Source organism: Hafnia sp. CBA7124 (genome assembly GCF_002355555.1).
Classification (GTDB): Bacteria; Pseudomonadota; Gammaproteobacteria; order Enterobacterales; family Enterobacteriaceae; genus Hafnia; species Hafnia alvei.
This window is the reverse complement of sequence record NZ_AP017469.1, coordinates 1,238,013-1,255,431: the sequence shown is the minus strand read 5'-3', so window position 1 is coordinate 1,255,431 and position 17,419 is coordinate 1,238,013. Positions and strand designations below refer to the sequence as shown.

Here is a 17,419-nt window from a genome sequence, read left to right as displayed (position 1 = left end):
ACCGCTCAGAGGGCAGGAATCTGCCCTCTGAATCAGTGTAGTTTGTACAGATTAATTCGCCGATTTATAAACAATCTCACCCTTCGGCTCATAGTCTGCGACTTTAAGCGGAGAGTGTTTTTCGATGTACTGTTTTAACACTTCAGCATCGACAAACCCCGTGTTCACATAGCTTGGTCGATCGCTCACAATGGGATAATCATCGCCGCCGGTGGCGTTAAAACTCAGCAAAGCTAAACGATACGTTTTGTCTGCCTGCAAAGGCTCTCCTTTAATTTTCACATCGCTGACGCCTTGTCCGTCGGCAACCAGGCTCACGTTAGCAAACTGCGCATACGCGCCGGAGTCGACTTTTTTATTGGCAACTACCGCCAGATATTTTTCAAGGTCGTGGCCATTCATCTCGACATAGGCCACCAAATTGCCAAAAGGCTGAACCTTCAGCACATCTTTGTAGGTGATATCGCCCGGCTCAATTGAATCTCGCACGCCGCCGCCGCTCATCACGGCTAAATCCGCCTGCGTGCGCTCCATCTGAGCGGCAAGCAGTAAACGCGCCATATTGGTTTGTTCGAAGCGAACTTTGCTACGATCGCCCATCAATTTGCCATCCACGCTGCCAACCTTAACCTCCAGCTGCGCTTTACCCTTCTCTTCAAACGGCGTTAGCAGCTTGAGCATCTGCGGGTTTTCGTCAATTTTGTGGGTGTAGTAAGCGCGTTCCGTCGTGCCATCGTCTTTAGTGACTTTCTGGCTCAGATTGACGGGAATCAGCTGGTAGTGTTGCAAAGTCAGCTCGCCGTTACGGAAGGTGAAATCAGCGCGTCCAACGTATTTCCCCCACTCATGAGCCTGTACGATCCACGTTCCATTTTGACGATCGGGCGCGCACGGCGTTCCCGGAACATAATCAACCTGTTTTTTGTTCTCGGATGCCATACACACGGGATCCTGTGAATGACCGCCGACGATCATATCAAGATACCCGGCTGGTAATTTTCTCGCCATTTCAACGTCGCCCGGCGCGTTCGAACCGTGGTTGCCGTTGTCATAATGCCCCATATGGGTGGCGGCAATAATGACATCTGGCTTTTCGTTTTGTTTGATCTGCTGAATCAGCGTTTTTGCTTCGACTGCGGGATCGCGGAACTCGATACCTTTCAGCAGCTCAGGATTACCAATTTTGGCCGTATCGTCAGTGGTTAAGCCGATTACCGCAATTTTGATATCTTGCTTATCGAAAATCTCATACGGCTTAAACAGGCGCTTTTCCGTACCTTGCTGGTAAATATTGGCGGAAAGTAGCGGGAACGTGGCCCATTTCTCCTGCTGGCGCAGGACCGACAGTGGGTTATCGAATTCATGATTACCAATAGCCATCGCGTCGTAACCCACGAGGTTCATGCCACGGAAATCAGGCTCGGCATCCTGTAAATCAGATTCAGGAACACCGGTATTAATGTCACCGCCGGAAAGCAATAAAACGCTACCGCCCTGCGCAGCCACTTCATGGCGAATCTGATCCACCAGCGTCTTTTGCGCCGCAAGACCATATTCACCGTTAGCGTTCTGCCAAAAATGGCCGTGATGATCGTTAGTATGCAGAATGGTGATGTTATAGGTTTTATCTTTTTCCCACGCTGCCGCCCAGGTTGGCACCAGTGCCAAAGTGACCGCTAACGCACATACGCTGCCTTTCAAAGCCAATTTCATACGGATTCTCCGTGTCGTCATATTCATCATCCCAAAGACTTTCTCATTATTATGATTATCAAATTCAAATCACTGTGCTTGATACCAAGTCTAAAATTCTAACGGCAAGATAAGGAGATCTTTTCATTTTTTTGCGAGCCATTTCAAATTACGCAGTCCGTTTTGCCTCAATAACCGGTTAATAGTCCATATGAAGGCAAAAACAACGGTTGACCAAGAATGATAAACTTTGTCATTGTTAGCGTGATGTCTATCCCTATTTATCTGCCTGCATAAATAGCTCCTTAACTGACGAAATCATAAAAACAGACTATGACTGACCGCATCGATCCGGTGTCCGACTCCGTGACACAAAAGCCCGTCAATCGCACCTCGTTTTCCATACTGGGCGCTATCAGCGTGTCCCATTTGCTAAACGATATGATCCAATCGCTGATTCTGGCGATCTACCCTATTCTGCGCGGTGAGTTTTCACTGAATTTTGCACAGGTAGGCCTTATCACTCTGACCTATCAACTGACGGCCTCTATGCTGCAACCGTTGATCGGTATGTACACTGATAAACATCCGAAACCCTACTCTCTGCCAGTCGGCATGGGATTCACCTTAGCAGGGCTTTTACTGCTTTCCGTTGCGCCTAGTTTTGAAATTGTGCTGATCGCCGCCGCATTGGTGGGTACGGGATCGTCTATTTTCCATCCTGAGTCCTCTCGTGTCGCGCGTATGGCTTCTGGCGGACGCCATGGCCTCGCGCAGTCGGTGTTTCAGGTGGGCGGTAACTTTGGCAGCTCGCTCGGCCCCTTGCTAGCAGCAGCGGTCATTGCACCTTATGGCCAGGGGAATATTGCGTGGTTTTCTTTGGCGGCACTACTGGCTATCATTGTTTTGCTTCAGGTCAGCAAGTGGTATCAGCAGCAAACTCGACAAAGCAAAGGCAAACCTAAAGGCCACAACAATGTGAAAGTGCTCCCACGCCGTACCGTGGTGATTTCCTTATCCATACTGCTGGTGCTGATTTTCTCAAAATACTTCTATCTCACCAGCATTAGCAGCTATTACACCTTTTATCTCATCCATAAGTTCGGCGTTTCACTGCAAAGCGCGCAGATACATTTGTTTGCCTTCCTGTTTGCCGTTGCTGCCGGAACCATTATTGGCGGGCCTCTGGGCGATAAGATAGGGCGTAAATATGTTATTTGGGGCTCTATTCTGGGTGTCGCACCGTTTACGCTGGCTTTACCCTATGCATCTCTTTACTGGACTGGGGTTTTAACCGTGATCATCGGTGTGATTCTGGCCTCAGCGTTTTCAGCTATCTTGGTGTACGCGCAAGAGTTGATCCCTGGCAAAGTTGGGATGGTATCTGGCCTCTTCTTTGGTTTTGCCTTTGGTATGGGTGGCTTAGGTGCCGCAGTTTTAGGCTATGTTGCCGATTTAACCAGCATTGACTTGGTTTATCAGATCTGCGCATTCCTACCATTACTCGGCATCTTGACGGCGTTATTGCCAAATATAGAACATAAAGACGCTAATTAGACTTAATAACCCGACTTATCCTGTAGGATTGGTCGGGTTTGTTTTTCCTCAAAGCCGCGTGCTGCATGCTGTTGTATCACAAAACCTCTCTTTACCGCCGTTGGCGCGTTTTTTTTCTAAATTCAGACCTATTTCCCAAAATTAACTCAGCAGAATTCCGATAAATACAATAAACTTATTACAGATACCTGTGAGTTTCACTCAACCAATACACATTGATTGCAATAAAAGAGTGGAAAACGCCGGATTTATACACACATTAATTGAAGTTGCGGCGAGCTATCCAGCGCTGCTTCAAGTTAAGAAGGGTATTAATTATTTAGCTGTTCGTGCAGTGCTAGAAGGAGTCTAGATGCATCACTCAACCCCGCTTATTACGACAATCGTTGGAGGCTTAGTTCTCGCCTTTCTTTTAGGTATGCTGGCAAATCGTCTGCGAATATCCCCATTGGTGGGCTATCTCGTTGCAGGCGTGCTTGCTGGTCCATTCACCCCCGGTTTTGTGGCAGACACCTCGCTTGCCCCTGAACTGGCCGAAATTGGCGTTATTCTGCTGATGTTCGGCGTTGGTTTGCATTTCTCTCTAAAAGATTTGATGGCGGTTAAAAACATCGCCATACCCGGCGCTATTGCACAAATTGCCGTAGCGACGCTGTTGGGTATGGGGCTTTCGTCGTTGTTGGGTTGGGATTTAGTCACCGGTTTAGTGTTTGGCCTATGTTTATCCACCGCGAGTACCGTGGTGTTGCTGCGCGCTCTGGAAGAGCGGCAGTTGATTGACAGCCAACGCGGCCAAATCGCCATTGGCTGGCTGATCGTTGAAGATCTGGCCATGGTGCTTACGCTGGTTTTGCTGCCTGCTTTTGCCGGAATTATGGGCGAAGGCCAAGATATGCAGCTCAAAGACTTGTTGATCGAGCTGGGGATCACGCTGGGTAAAGTCGTGGCCTTTATCACCATTATGATTGTGGTAGGTCGCCGTTTGGTGCCGTGGATTTTAGCGAAAACCGCCAGTACCGGTTCACGCGAACTATTCACGCTCTCCGTTTTAGCGCTGGCGATGGGCGTGGCATATGGCGCCGTGGCGATCTTCGACGTTTCCTTTGCGCTGGGCGCGTTCTTTGCCGGGATGGTTCTGAACGAATCTGAGCTTAGCCATCGAGCGGCTCACGATACGCTTCCGCTGCGCGATGCTTTTGCGGTTCTGTTCTTTGTTTCCGTGGGCATGCTGTTTGACCCAATGATTCTGGTTGAACAGCCGCTGGCGGTGTTAGGCTGCTTGGCGATTATCGTCTTTGGTAAATCCCTTGCCGCATTCTTCTTAGTAAAAATGTTTGGTCACTCCAAGCGTACCGCCCTGACCGTTTCAGTAAGCTTGGCGCAGATCGGTGAGTTCGCCTTTATTTTGGCGGGATTAGGCATCTCGTTAAATATGCTGTCGCCAGAAGGACGGAATTTGGTGCTGGCGGGTGCGATCCTCTCCATCATGATCAACCCGCTGCTCTTTACGCTGTTAGAGCGCTATCTCGCTAAAACCGAGACTATCGAAGACCAGAGCCTGCAAGAGGTCACAGAGGAAGAAGAGAAGCAGATCCCCGTTGACCTATGCAACCACGTGCTGTTGGTTGGGTACGGGCGCGTAGGCAGCCTGATTGGGGCTAAGTTACACGATGCCGGCGTTCCTTTGGTGGTTATCGAGAACTCACGCCCACGCGTTGAAGCGCTGCGTGAGCAAGGCATTCATGCCGTGCTAGGGAATGCGGCTAATCCTGAAATTATGGAACTGGCAAGAATTGACTGCGCGCGCTGGCTGCTGCTCACCATTCCAAACGGTTATGAAGCCGGTGAGATTGTGGCCTTCGCCCGAACTAAACGCGATACGCTGGATATTATTGCCCGTGCGCACTACGACGATGAAGTGGCCTACATTTCAGACCGTGGCGCCAATCAGGTGGTGATGGGTGAACGCGAAATTGCGAACAGTATGCTGGAGTTGCTACAGGTCGATAAGATGACGGATGCGGATAAGATGCAGGAGTGTCCGATTTAATCCCTTCTCATCTCCATCACGAATGGTGTCACGGTGAGCATTTGTGATATGACCCCCTCCCAACCTCCCCCTTCGCAGGGGGAGGAGCCGATCGAGAGTTTTACAAACATCTCCGAACAGTTTACTACCCTGTGAAGGGGGTGGGGCAGATCGAGGATCTTCTCAGCATCACCGAACAGTTCCCTCCCCTGCGAAGGGGAGGGTTAGGGTGGGGTCTTTGGCCCCACTTACCTCTCCCAGTATGACTCTTCCAAACTATCTTCTCGTTCCGGCAGGCCGCGCGTTAGGCGTGGTGAATGCTGGTTAAGCACCTGATAACTCACGCGGTTCGCGTATTTACAGACCTGTGCCAGCGAAGAATACGTCAGGTAAGTTCGCTGATGTTTGCTGGAGTTTGGCACGTTGGTACGGTGGAAGCCGTTGGCAGCCACGTCATGCAGCAAGGCGGCAAGTGCACCGTCGCCAGCCCCGTTGGTATTCATGATCTTCTCAGGGCCGCCCATGTATGGCGCAATATGCGAGTAGATTTTGAACGGGTTTTCACAGGCGCTTTTGCGCATCGGACGGCTGAATTCATACAGGTTAAATTCGGGAATAACGCCCGGCAGCAATGGATGCTGAGTCTTACGTTTACCTTCTTCTTCAGTATAACCCGCCATATATAAGCCAATCGGCCCCGCGGTACACAGAACCAGATCGACCCACTCCAACGCTTTATCTGATGCTGCAAGCGGATCGCTTAATCCAGTTAAGGCTTCTGCTTCTTCTTCATTCATCGCCACAACTGTGACGTTATCGCGCAGGAAATCACGCCACCACTGCGGATCGTCAGCAATCACAAACTTAGTCCCCAGCGTCAACACCACTGGTACATTGTGCTTTTTCGCGTATTCAATGGCTTTCATCGTGGCATCGCGCATCGGCTCGCCCGGTTTGCAGCGCACCAAATAAGCTGTCAACACCAGTGCAGAAGCGCCAGCGATAACGTCTTCCGGGATGCTTTCCGGACGCAGCTGATTCATCATTCCTGGGCTGATAGCAAAGGTACGTTCGCCGTTCTCACTAATTAAGGTGAAACAACGACCAATCGCGCCATCAACGCCTTGCAGATAGTTGAGATCGGTACGGCTGGAGGTATTACACAGATAACGATAGGCATAGCTGCCAATTTTCACGTTGCTGCACATCACGCCCAGTAAAATGGAGCGATCGTCAGCCAAAACAGAGTAGTTGTGCATGGTGTTGCCGATAGTGCCACCGGCAAACTCATGGGTGATCAGTTCGTTATCTTTCAACTCTTGATACAGCGCTTCCGCAACATCGTCTTCAATCACCAGAGAATGTCCCTGACTCAGACGGTAACGGGTAATAAATTCGTCGCTGACTTTCGCCTCAATATCCACCAGCGTTTGGTCGATGCCGACCACGTAGGAGGTATCAATCTCGCTTTTTTGCGTTGCATGCAACAACGGATCGCGCGCGTTTACAGGAAAGTAGTGTTTAGATTTGCGTTGGCCAGGGAATTTCATCAGTGTCGTCAGCAGTTATGGAGCGTTGTTATTAACGGGAAGCCGAGAATTCTAACACATCACTTGCTTAATCGTCAGAGCCCAAGACTCTGACGATTAACTTTAGCCAACGGCGATCACGCAGGGCGCGTCATCTGTTCCATCACCAGTTGATAAAACAGTTCGATATGCAAAGCGTCATCGTTGAGCGCAGGAATATATTCAAACTGCGTTCCCCCCGCTTCGATAAAGAACTCTTTGTTTTGCACTTTGATCTCTTCAAGCGTTTCCAGACAATCGGCGGAAAATCCTGGGCAGATAACCTGAAGATGCTTCACGCCTTTAGCTGGAAGCTGCTCAATCGTTTTGTCCGTAAACGGAGTTAACCATTGTTCACGGCCAAATCGCGACTGGTAGGTCATCATGTAACGCTCAGCGCTAAGCCCTAAGGCATCGGCCACTGCGCGCGTGGTCGCACGGCAACGCTGCGGATAATCATCGCCCTGATCGGCATAACGCTGTGGAATTCCGTGGAATGAAAACAGCAGCATGTCAGGTTCACCATGCTGGGCAAAGCTGGTTTTAATCGTCTGAGCCAGCGCCGAAATATAAGCAGGATGTTCCGCGTAATCACGGATAAAGTTCAACGAGGGGATACGGCGCATCTGAGCAAAATGTCGGGCGACCGCATCAAATACCGCCGCATTTGTCGAACAGGAATATTGCGGATAAAGCGGCAGCAGAATAATGCGATCGACACCGGCGTCATGCAGTTTATCAATTGCGCTTTTCAGCGCAGGCTGACCATAGCTCATACCCAATTCAACCGGAATATTTGGCAAACGCGCCTGCAAAGCGGCCTGCTGGCGGCGGCTATACACCATCAGCGGCGAGCCTTCATCCATCCAGACGGATTGATACAGTTTAGCCACTCGAGGAGAGCGGATCGGTAAAATGATGCCGTTTAAAACCGGCCACCAGATCAGGCGAGAAACATCAACCACGCGTTTATCGCTGAGAAACTCAGCGAGGTATCGTTTAACCGCTGACGAGGTTGGAGCCTCTGGCGTGCCCAGATTAACTAACAGTACGCCGAACTTTTCTTGCCTCATGCTGCCCTCGGTTTTGCATTATCTTGATAGATTGAAAGTTTTGATATTGTAACCAAAATGCTGCAAATCCCAACCCATTACTCTGATTGGTCAACCCCATCACTCGGAGATATAGAAAAGGCGGCTATTTATTAGCCGCCTTTTATCACTCTAGGCCAAATTCGCCTAAAGTCGTTCTTAGCACAGAATATCTTAGCCTAGGATAGTTTCCAGCTCAGCACGAACCGCTGCAACAGACTGGGTGCCGTCTAATTTGACGTACTTAGTCTTGCCGTTCGCAGCTTCTGCGCTGTAGTAACCGATCAGCGGAGCAGTCTGCTGATGATATTCAACCAAGCGCTTACGTACAGTTTCTTCTTGATCGTCCTTACGGGTAACCAGTTCTTCGCCGGTCACGTCGTCTTTACCTTCAACCTTAGGTGGGTTGAATTTAATGTGGTAAACACGGCCAGAACCCTGATGAACACGACGGCCAATAATACGTTCAACGATCAGTTCGTCAGGAACATCAAATTCCAGTACGAAATCAACGTTGATGCCTGCTTCTTTCATGGCATCAGCTTGAGGAATGGTGCGTGGGAAGCCATCTAGCAGGAAACCGTTACGGCAATCTTCCTGAGTGATGCGTTCTTTAACCAAGGCGATAACCAGTTCATCAGTTACCAGCATGCCCGCATCCATGATTTCTTTTGCTTTTTTGCCCAGTTCGGTACCGGCTTTCACTGCTGCACGCAGCATGTCACCCGTAGAGATTTGCGGAATGCCATATTTCTCCATGATGAACTGTGCCTGAGTGCCTTTACCCGCGCCAGGAGCGCCAAGCAGAATGATACGCATCGCGTAAATCCTCTTAAATTATTTTTTATAAAATTCAAAAACACTAAACCTTACCATTTTTGTGACCGCTACCTCAAGGAATCGGGCCGCTGCTGAAACGTGAAACTCACATAATAAACCGGGCGCAGATGATTTTTCTCTCACCTGCGCCCGTTTTTGGCCTGATTCTCAGCAATGAACGTTATAGATAAACGCGCATATATTCTGACAGACACAAAATAGCCATCGCCTGACCATACGGCATCGACGTCAGCGGAATCTGGCGATAATAGTCGTAGTCTCGCCCCATCGCCGTGCCAAACGACACATTGGTCAATTCACCCTCGGCATTAATATGCTTAATCACACCTTTCACCGCTTTTTCCGCCGTATGCGCATAGTCTGCGCTGATATAGCGTTTGCGCACCGCTTTGAGAATGCCGTAGGCAAATCCGGCGGTGGCAGACGACTCAACGTAGGAATCAGGATCGTCGAGTAAGGTATGCCATAAACCGCTTTCATCCTGACATTTCGCCAATGCTGAAACCTGGCTTTCCAGTACCTGAATCAAGAAACGTCGCGTGGCGTCATATTCGGGGAGATCCAGCAGGTCGATAAATTCAGGGATCACCATCGTCAACCAGCTGTTTCCTCTCGCCCAACGTGCTTTGGCAAAGTTGTGGTGGCCTTCAAACGTCCAACCGTGGAACCACAGACCGGTTTCACGCTCCATCAGATGCTGGGTATGCACCAAAAACTGATATTTTGCTTCTTCAATATATTCAGGCTTGTTCAGCAGCTTGCCAATTTTTGCCAACGGCAACACGCTCATCATCAGGGTGTCATCCCAGAGCTGTTGATGATTCTCTTCTGCCAGCGTGACGTGCTGCATCCCACCACGTTCGGTGCGCGGCATTTCATACATCACCCATTCGGCCCAGCGCTCTAAGTAAGGCAGCCAGCGCGGATCTTGAGTCTCTTCATAGCGATAAGCCAGTGTCAGAAACGGACACACCGTATTCACGTTTTTGGTGGGTGTCCCCTCAGCAAAGCGCTCGGTAAACCAGTCATCAATGATGGCGCGCATCGCTTGATCGCCGGTCTGCTGGTAATACTGATAAATGCCGTAGAGACCGATACCGTGCGTCCACTCCCAGCCCGCCCAGCCTTTGGTATCAATCACTCTTCCATCATCCAAGCGCAGCAGGAACTCTCCGGTTTCGTCGCTGATATTAATCAGATTGTCAGTCATCTTACAGATTAATCCCTTAAGCTCATCGCGAGCGATGAAGCGCTCAGGCTGACGCAGTAATGGGCTGTGTTTTACCGGATATACGAGCATGGGAACTCCCTTAATTAATTCAGAAAATAATTCAAATTCATTTCACTGTGTCATTTCGCTGCGCCGTGCGGATTAGGCATTTTTTAATATATGCAACGCCTTAGGCGCAGGTTTATCCCGATTGAGATAGCCAATATTGTTGTTACCCCATAACGATTCGTATGGCATACCGGCCAGCATTTCGACGGTCGCTTTCGCTTCTGGCGTGATTTGCTCTGGCACGATATGCCCTGCCTCGCGCATTTTGATGGTTTCTTCGCGCAGCACGCTGTGCGTTTGCAGGTTGAGCTTGAAGCGTAAGGAGATATAAAAACCGACGCATAGCACACAAACGGTGCCTACGCTGAGGATCATCAGAATGGTATGGCTGACTGTTGAAGCCTGCTGTGCTTGGCCCGAAACAAAACCGGAAAGTTGCATTACAATCCCGACTAACATCACCGCGCAGGCCTGAGAAGCTTTACGGGTGAGCGTCATAATGCCGGCAAAAATGCCTTCACGGCGTTGTCCCGTGATCACTTCATCAACGTCAGCAATATAGGTGTAGGTATTCCACGGCACATAGTTGATCCCACCGCGCCCCAACCCTGCCACCGCGGAAATCAGCAACAGCAGCGACATCGCGTCATTCATGCCTGCGTAATACAACACACCGTAAGACAAGGCGCTAAGGCCGAACAACACCACCACCAAGCGATATGAAGGCGCGGGGCCAAAGCGGATACACAGCGGGATCATGCCAATAACCGCAATAAACTGCATGATGGCCATGGTTCCCATCAAACTAGACGCGACGGTAGCGCTTTGCATCAGCACAAACACCACGTAGTAGGTGAACACCGCGTTAAAGACGTCCTGTGCAATATACCCACCGAGGTACATCCCCAGATGCTGGCGGAAGATACGAATACGCAGCGTTGAGGTCAGTTCCACGTTTAAACGCTTCAGGCTTTGTAGCAAGGTGAGTTTTTGCTTCTCCTGCTCGGCTCTGAGTTGAGCTTCAGACATCTCTTCTCGTGGCCGTTCCCACGTATAGAAATAGACCAGCGTCAACACACCCGCGCAGATAACGGAGAACACTAAGCTGGCGTAGAAAAAGGAGATGGCGTTATCTTTGCCGAAATAAGCCAACAGAATGCCCGGTAGAAATGCCGCCAATATGGCAGAGAGCTGTGCCAAGGCAATTCGAGCGCCGGAAAATTTGGTTTTCTGTTTAAAGTCATCGGTCATTTCTGGCACCAGCGTTTCGTATGGCACCAATATCATCGAGTAAACAACGTCAAAGAAAAGGTAGGTCAGCAGATAGTACCAATAGTGCATCTCGCCAACCCACATTAGGCTATAGCTGAACACCAAAGGAATGCCGAGCAGAATAAAGAATTTACGGCGGCCAAAGCGCTTACCCAAACGCGTTGAGCCAAAGTTGTCGGTTAAAAACCCCATTAAAGGACTGACTACCGCATCAAGCACTCTCGCCATAGCAAAAATAAACGTGGCTTCAATCGGGCTTAGTCCACAAAACGTGGTGTAAAAATAGAGAAGCCAGGCCGCTGTTAGGGCCGTGGTGCCTGCACCGAGAAAATCTCCGGAACCGTAAGCCAAATAGTTCATCAGCCCTATTTTGCGTGTCTTTTGCAATGGCATCGTCATCACTTTCGTTCCCCGTAGTGTCTTATCTGAGCCCCCTCCGCGATTTCGGTCACTCACGAAATAGCAGAGGGAACTCTTCCTATGGGTCTAAAGTAGGTTTATGACCGACTGAAAACCTTTGTGCTTTTGCCACTTGATGACGGTGAATGGCAAAAATATAAAGAGATTACCGATCAACCTCTCCGTTTTTATAAAACAGCGTTTTGTTTTTATCAAAGTGGATATTCAAAAATGCAATGCACGACGCAAAAACAGAGGGGGATTGAAGAAAAAACGGCAATGACAGGATAAAAAAATGCCGCCCCGTATCACGGCGCGGCATAGGTTATGACTTGATTAACAACGATTAAGCCAGCAGTAAATCGTTCACACGTTTAATGAACTGGTTTGGATCTTCCAAGCTACCGCGTTCAGCCAGCAGTGACTGATCCAGCAGCAGTTCAATCCATTCACCAAAGCGAGCTTCGTCTTGCTCATCAGCGGCACGTTTCACCAGCGCATGGTCAGGATTGAGCTCAAAGATATATTTAATTTCAGGCGCATCCTGACCGGCAGCAGCAAACAGTTTTGCCATCTGCGTGGTCATTTCATCCGCGTCGGTAGTGACTACCGCTGGGGTTTCGGTCAAACGATGCGTCAGACGTACGTCTTTCACACGGTCGCCCAGCAGGGTTTTCACGCGCTCAACAAATGGTTCCAGCGCCTTTTCAGCTTCTTTCTGTTCGCTGGTTTCTTCATCAGCCAGCTTATCCAGAGACTCATCTTTTTTGCTGACGGATTGGAATGGCTTACCATCGAACTCGGTCAGGTAGCTCATCATCCATTCGTCGATGCGATCGGAAAGCAGCAGCACCTCGATGCCTTTCTTACGCAGCAGCTCCAGATGTGGGCTGCTCTTCGCCGCCGCATAGCTGTCGGCCGTGATGTAATAAATCTTCTCTTGGCCTTCCACCATACGATTGATGTAATCGGTCAGAGAAACGTTCTGCACCGCGCTGTCGTTGTGAGTCGATGCAAAGCGCAGCAGCTTAGCAATGGCTTCAGCGTTGCTACCGTCTTCGGCTGGGCCTTCTTTCAGCACCAGACCAAACTGCTGCCAGAATTTCTGGTATTTCTCAGCATCGTCTTTGGCCAGTTTATCCAGCATCTGCAACACGCGTTTAGTCAGCGCAGCACGCAGACTTTGCGTCACGCGGCTATCTTGCAGAATTTCACGCGAAACGTTTAATGGCAGATCGTTTGAATCGATCAGACCACGTACAAAGCGCAGATAGTTCGGCATGAACTGTTCGGCGTCATCCATAATGAATACGCGCTGCACATACAGTTTCAGCCCGTGTTTATGGTCGCGATTGAACAGATCCCACGGTGCCTGCGCAGGAATGTACAGCAGGCTGGTGTATTCCTGCTTACCTTCAACGCGGTTATGACTCCAAGTGACCGGATCGGTAAAGTCATGGGCAATGTGCTTGTAGAACTCTTTGTACTCTTCGTCGGTAACTTCAGACTTGGTACGCGTCCACAAAGCCTGCGCCTTGTTGATTTTTTCCCACTTCTGCTCGCCGTCTTCACCTTCAGTGGTCAGGATCTCGACCGGCAGGGCGATATGGTCAGAGTATTTGCTGATGATATTGCGCAGACGCCAATCATCAAGGAACTCATCTTCACCTTCGCGCAGATGCAGCGTGATCTCAGTACCGCGCTCGACTTTTTCGATGTCAGCGATGGTGTAATCACCCTCGCCTTCTGATTCCCAGAATACCGCCTGATCGGCGTTAGCACCGGCTGAACGCGTGCGAACGGTGACTTTGTCTGCCACGATGAAAGCAGAATAGAAACCAACACCAAACTGGCCAATCAGTTGGCTGTCTTTGGCTTGATCGGAACCGATAGATTCCAAGAATGCCTTGGTGCCTGATTTCGCAATCGTCCCCAGATTGTCGATAACTTCGTCACGGGTCATCCCGATGCCGTTATCGCTCAGAGTCAGGGTGCGTTTTTCTTTGTCTGCTGAAATGCGAACGTGCAGATTACCGTCGCCTTCATACAGCTCAGGGCTTGATAACGCGCGGAAACGCAGTTTATCGGCCGCGTCGGATGCGTTGGAAATCAGCTCACGCAGGAAAATTTCTTTGTTTGAATAGAGTGAGTGGATCATCAAATGCAGAAGCTGTTTGACTTCTGACTGGAAGCCACGGGTTTCTTGGCCTTTCATAATTTTGCTTTTACCTCAATGGATAGCACTCAGACAAAATGTTTTACCCTTCATTGTTCAAGCTGTATGTGCGTTAGCTGCGTTTATTCGCCCAAGTCACATAGTTATCTATGCTCCTAGGGACTCATAAACTCGCTGCCTTACTACAACTTGAACTATTTTGGGTAGAGTGGTTAAAAAATGGGGATGGGATGTTGAATTTCAAGGGTAAAAAATACAATCGAGGAAAAAAGAAATGCGGCGTGTAACTCAGATCACTTTATGAGTGGATAAATTACACGCCGGTCAGGCAGAGGTTAAAAACGAACGGGGTTACGTCCGGCCAGAGAGTGCGACAAAGTAGTGCCGTCCACCATCTCAAGCTCACCGCCAACGGGAACACCGTGGGCAATGCGGGAAGCCAATACGCCGTGAGCATTGCACATTTCAGCAATGTAGTTCGCGGTTGCTTCGCCTTCAACCGTTGGGTTAGTGGCCAAAATCACCTCGGTGAGTGACTCCTGTCCCAAACGCTCTTCCAAGCGATCTAAACCGATATCCTGCGGGCCGATACCGTCCAGCGGGGACAAATGCCCCATCAGAACAAAGTAACGGCCTGAGAATTGCCCGGTTTGCTCTATCGCATGGATATCTGCTGGGCTTTCGACCACACAGATTTGTCCATTTTCTTTACGACGCGAGTTAGAACAAATCGTACATATATCCTGTTCGGTAAATGTACGACAGTCTTCACAATGGCCGATTTCCGACATCGCTCGGGTAAGCGCCTGCGCCAGACGCATTCCACCGCTGCGATCGCGCTGCAGCATGTGGAATGCCATGCGCTGCGCCGACTTCGGGCCAACGCCCGGCAGGCAGCGCAGTGCTTCCATTAATGATTCAAGAAGCGGGCTGGTTTGCATCAGAATGGCATCTTGAAGCCCGGCGGTAACTGCATACCGCTGGAAACTGAAGCCATTTTTTCTTTCTGAGTTTCTTCAATACGGCGTGCCGCATCGTTGAACGCGGCAGCGATCAGATCTTCCAGCATCTCTTTATCGTCTTCCATCAGGCTTGGATCGATTTCGATACGACGGCAGTTATGCGCACCGTTGATGGTCACTTTTACCAGACCCGCGCCAGATTCACCGGTCACTTCCAGCTGAGCGATCTCTTCCTGCACTTTCGCCATTTTGTCTTGCATTTGCTGGGCTTGCTTCATCAGGTTGCCCAATCCGCCTTTACCAAACATAGTGTTCTCTCTTTGCGTGGGGCTGTGTCGGCCTTGTGCTGACACAGCGGTTAAACAGGGCGGATGCTCTCTTCATCCAGTTCGGCGTCAAAGAAACGTCGCAAAGTCTGGATGTTGCTATCCGCAGCAATGGACTGGCGAGCCTGCGCCAGTTTTTCTTCGTAAATCGCCTGCCGCCATTCCAGCGGCGTGAGTCGTTCTGGATTATCGTCTTCGATAATCGTCAGCTCAACTGGGCGACCATAATGTTCACTCAGCGCCTGAGACAAAGTCTGCTGCGCAGAAGCGGAGTTTAAATGACGTTGCGAAGAACGTAAATGCAGAAGCACTTTGCCCTCTTCTGCCGGTTCACGAAACGCATTCAATGCCAGCTGTTGAACCAGTTTAGGCAGGCGTAGCTGATTCAGCTCGGCGGCCCATTCATCACGGGTCAACGATTCCTCCGCCAGCTTGGCGGCCAGCTCAGGCGTTTTTTCATACTCTAGCGCGGTGCGCAACGCTTTCGGCGTAGCAATTTCTTCGCGCTTGGCCTCTACCGCTTTGGTTTGTGCTTTCCAGCGGTAGGCTTCTTTCTTGGACGGTTTCGCTTCTGCCGCGGCAGCTTGACGCTGCTGGCTGCGCTCCGTCACTGATGCCAAACGCTCCAGTGCTGAGCTTGCCGGCCGCGCGGTTACTGGCGCTGCCGGCTCATTCTTTTTTGGGTCAGTTCCCCCACCCGCTTTCTGTCGTAGCTGACTTCGAGCCTGTAATAGCTGGGCGGTGGCATCCGAAAGCCCGGCCGGTTTTGCCGCAGGCTGTGCCGGAGCCACGTTCTGCGGTTGGAACTGCCCCGCTGGCGGCATGGTATTCTGCTGTGGCGCTGTATTCTGCGCTGGCATGTAACCAGACGTCGAATGAGCCCCGCCTTGCGCAGGCATGGTCGGCAACGCCGTTTGCGGTGCGGCAACAGGTTCAGCAATCACGGCTTTGGGATGAAACGCCAGCGCGCGCAGCAGCGTCATTTCCACGCCCATGCGACGATCTGGCGCATAAGTTAATTCTTTGCGGCCTGTCAGTAACACCTGATAGAACAGCTGTAAATCTGACGGCGGCAGCGTACGCGCCAATTCACGCAGGCGCTGCTCAACGGAAATATAGTGGCTGTCTAACGCATTTGGCAGCAGTTGCAGCATCGCGATGCGGTGCAGCAGAGTCAGGGTTTCAATCAGCAGATTTTCCCAATCCACTCCGCGTGAAGCCGCCTGCTCAACCAACGCCATGACTTTCTCGCAGTCGGCATCCACCAGCGCTTCAATAATCGCCAGTGGCTGTTCGTCATCTAGGGTGCCGAGCATTTGGCCAACGGTTTCTGCCGTAATTTGGCCCAGCCCCATCGCAATCGCCTGATCGGTGAGGCTTAATGCATCGCGCATACTGCCTTCGGCGGCACGCGCCAGCAGTTGCAATGCGCGCGGCTCGGCGGTTAATCCTTCCGCGGTGGAAATTTTTTCCAACTGGGTGCGGATCTGCTCAACGTCTAAGGCTTTGAGATGAAACTGTAGGCAACGAGACAAAATCGTTACCGGCAGTTTTTGGGGATCTGTCGTCGCCAGCAGGAATTTGACATGCGGAGGCGGCTCTTCCAGCGTTTTCAACAGCGCATTAAAGCTGTGGCGGGAAAGCATGTGCACTTCGTCGATCAAATAGACTTTGAAACGACCACGCGCAGGCGCGTACTGAACGTTATCCAGCAGATCGCGGGTATCTTCAACTTTGGTTCGCGAGGCGGCGTCGATCTCCAGCAAATCCACAAAACGGCCCTGCTCAATCTCACGGCAATTATCACACACGCCGCATGGCGTTGAGGTGATGCCGGTTTCGCAGTTAAGCCCTTTCGCCAAAAGGCGCGCGATGCTGGTTTTACCCACGCCGCGAGTGCCGGAAAACAGATAGGCGTGATGAATACGCCCTAAAGAAAGGCCGTTTGCTAGCGCGGTCAGAACATGTTCCTGACCCACGACGTCAGAAAACGTTTGTGGACGCCACTTACGGGCAAGTACCTGATAGCTCATTGATACTCATCATTGATTTGTAAGGGGTAATTTCAGTATGACTGCAAAAACCGCGATGCTGATCGGGGTTATCATATACCGACCGGGGGTTCATTCTGTTCAACGAACTCGTTATATATGGTGCTAAACAGAAAGATCTCAACTTATGATTACGCTCAGCCGCATTATGACGAGCTATTTCTGTATTGTAACAGC

Annotated in this window: 13 protein-coding genes and 1 other annotated feature; of the genes, 3 read left to right on the top strand and 10 right to left on the bottom strand. The window is 50.5% G+C overall.

Going from position 1 to position 17,419, the window contains the following annotated elements; all coding sequences use genetic code 11:
* Positions 1–51: 51 nt before the first annotated feature.
* Positions 52–1,713, bottom strand: coding sequence for a bifunctional UDP-sugar hydrolase/5'-nucleotidase UshA (gene ushA, locus CPY98_RS05815; RefSeq protein ID WP_096386738.1), 1,662 nt, complete (start codon positions 1,711–1,713; stop codon positions 52–54).
* 312 nt (positions 1,714–2,025) lie between these two features.
* Here ushA and CPY98_RS05810 point away from each other — a divergent pair, with 312 nt between their 5' ends.
* Positions 2,026–3,249, top strand: coding sequence for an MFS transporter (locus CPY98_RS05810; RefSeq protein ID WP_043494963.1), 1,224 nt, complete (start codon positions 2,026–2,028; stop codon positions 3,247–3,249).
* Positions 3,250–3,601: 352 nt separating this feature from the next.
* The gene (ybaL, locus tag CPY98_RS05805) at positions 3,602–5,299 is read left to right on the top strand and encodes a YbaL family putative K(+) efflux transporter (protein ID WP_025799911.1); all 1,698 of its coding nucleotides are present in this window, start codon (positions 3,602–3,604) and stop codon (positions 5,297–5,299) included.
* A gap of 227 nt (positions 5,300–5,526) precedes the next feature.
* On the opposite strand, the gene CPY98_RS05800 is transcribed toward ybaL, so the two are convergent.
* The 5 genes from CPY98_RS05800 to CPY98_RS05780 all read right to left on the bottom strand — a co-directional run bounded on the left by CPY98_RS05800 (position 5,527) and on the right by CPY98_RS05780 (position 11,727).
* Entirely contained in the window at positions 5,527–6,828 is a 1,302-nt protein-coding gene (locus CPY98_RS05800; RefSeq protein ID WP_096386735.1) for an inosine/guanosine kinase, read from the bottom strand.
* Positions 6,829–6,944: 116 nt separating this feature from the next.
* Positions 6,945–7,919 carry a ferrochelatase gene (gene hemH, locus CPY98_RS05795; protein ID WP_096386732.1) on the bottom strand — a complete coding sequence of 325 codons (975 nt, stop codon included), beginning with the start codon at positions 7,917–7,919 and terminating at the stop codon, positions 6,945–6,947.
* 192 nt (positions 7,920–8,111) lie between these two features.
* Positions 8,112–8,756 carry an adenylate kinase gene (gene adk, locus CPY98_RS05790; protein WP_025799917.1) on the bottom strand — a complete coding sequence of 215 codons (645 nt, stop codon included), beginning with the start codon at positions 8,754–8,756 and terminating at the stop codon, positions 8,112–8,114.
* A gap of 181 nt (positions 8,757–8,937) precedes the next feature.
* A complete protein-coding gene (locus CPY98_RS05785; RefSeq protein ID WP_096386729.1) occupies positions 8,938–10,077 on the bottom strand; it encodes a glycoside hydrolase family 105 protein in 1,140 nt (379 codons plus the stop codon).
* A gap of 72 nt (positions 10,078–10,149) precedes the next feature.
* Positions 10,150–11,727 (bottom strand): MFS transporter, encoded by a 1,578-nt coding sequence (locus CPY98_RS05780; protein WP_096386727.1) that lies wholly within the window; start codon positions 11,725–11,727, stop codon positions 10,150–10,152.
* A gap of 120 nt (positions 11,728–11,847) precedes the next feature.
* Here CPY98_RS05780 and CPY98_RS20825 point away from each other — a divergent pair, with 120 nt between their 5' ends.
* Positions 11,848–12,018, top strand: a complete 171-nt coding sequence (locus tag CPY98_RS20825) for a hypothetical protein (protein ID WP_157743838.1) — start codon at positions 11,848–11,850, stop codon at positions 12,016–12,018.
* Positions 12,019–12,073: 55 nt separating this feature from the next.
* On the opposite strand, the gene htpG is transcribed toward CPY98_RS20825, so the two are convergent.
* The 4 genes from htpG to dnaX all read right to left on the bottom strand — a co-directional run bounded on the left by htpG (position 12,074) and on the right by dnaX (position 17,224).
* A complete protein-coding gene (gene htpG, locus CPY98_RS05775; RefSeq protein WP_096386725.1) occupies positions 12,074–13,942 on the bottom strand; it encodes a molecular chaperone HtpG in 1,869 nt (622 codons plus the stop codon).
* Positions 13,943–14,238: 296 nt separating this feature from the next.
* The gene (gene recR / locus CPY98_RS05770; RefSeq protein WP_040045699.1) at positions 14,239–14,844 is read right to left on the bottom strand and encodes a recombination mediator RecR; all 606 of its coding nucleotides are present in this window, start codon (positions 14,842–14,844) and stop codon (positions 14,239–14,241) included.
* A complete protein-coding gene (locus CPY98_RS05765; RefSeq protein ID WP_004091772.1) occupies positions 14,844–15,173 on the bottom strand; it encodes a YbaB/EbfC family nucleoid-associated protein in 330 nt (109 codons plus the stop codon). The genes recR and CPY98_RS05765 overlap by 1 nt, the downstream gene beginning before the upstream one ends.
* A gap of 50 nt (positions 15,174–15,223) precedes the next feature.
* Positions 15,224–17,224, bottom strand: a complete 2,001-nt coding sequence (gene dnaX / locus CPY98_RS05760; protein WP_096386723.1) for a DNA polymerase III subunit gamma/tau — start codon at positions 17,222–17,224, stop codon at positions 15,224–15,226.
* Positions 15,827–15,891, bottom strand: a sequence feature (DnaX frameshifting element). It overlaps the preceding gene by 65 nt.
* Positions 17,225–17,419: the final 195 nt, after the last annotated feature.

Coding starts and splice junctions, on each gene's coding strand:
- ushA (WP_096386738.1), bottom strand. CDS start 1,713: ATGAAATTGGCTTTGAAAGGCAGCGTATGTGCGTTAGCGGTCACTTTG.
- CPY98_RS05810 (WP_043494963.1), top strand. CDS start 2,026: ATGACTGACCGCATCGATCCGGTGTCCGACTCCGTGACACAAAAGCCC.
- ybaL (WP_025799911.1), top strand. CDS start 3,602: ATGCATCACTCAACCCCGCTTATTACGACAATCGTTGGAGGCTTAGTT.
- CPY98_RS05800 (WP_096386735.1), bottom strand. CDS start 6,828: ATGAAATTCCCTGGCCAACGCAAATCTAAACACTACTTTCCTGTAAAC.
- hemH (WP_096386732.1), bottom strand. CDS start 7,919: ATGAGGCAAGAAAAGTTCGGCGTACTGTTAGTTAATCTGGGCACGCCA.
- adk (WP_025799917.1), bottom strand. CDS start 8,756: ATGCGTATCATTCTGCTTGGCGCTCCTGGCGCGGGTAAAGGCACTCAG.
- CPY98_RS05785 (WP_096386729.1), bottom strand. CDS start 10,077: ATGCTCGTATATCCGGTAAAACACAGCCCATTACTGCGTCAGCCTGAG.
- CPY98_RS05780 (WP_096386727.1), bottom strand. CDS start 11,727: ATGACGATGCCATTGCAAAAGACACGCAAAATAGGGCTGATGAACTAT.
- htpG (WP_096386725.1), bottom strand. CDS start 13,942: ATGAAAGGCCAAGAAACCCGTGGCTTCCAGTCAGAAGTCAAACAGCTT.
- recR (WP_040045699.1), bottom strand. CDS start 14,844: ATGCAAACCAGCCCGCTTCTTGAATCATTAATGGAAGCACTGCGCTGC.
- CPY98_RS05765 (WP_004091772.1), bottom strand. CDS start 15,173: ATGTTTGGTAAAGGCGGATTGGGCAACCTGATGAAGCAAGCCCAGCAA.
- dnaX (WP_096386723.1), bottom strand. CDS start 17,224: ATGAGCTATCAGGTACTTGCCCGTAAGTGGCGTCCACAAACGTTTTCT.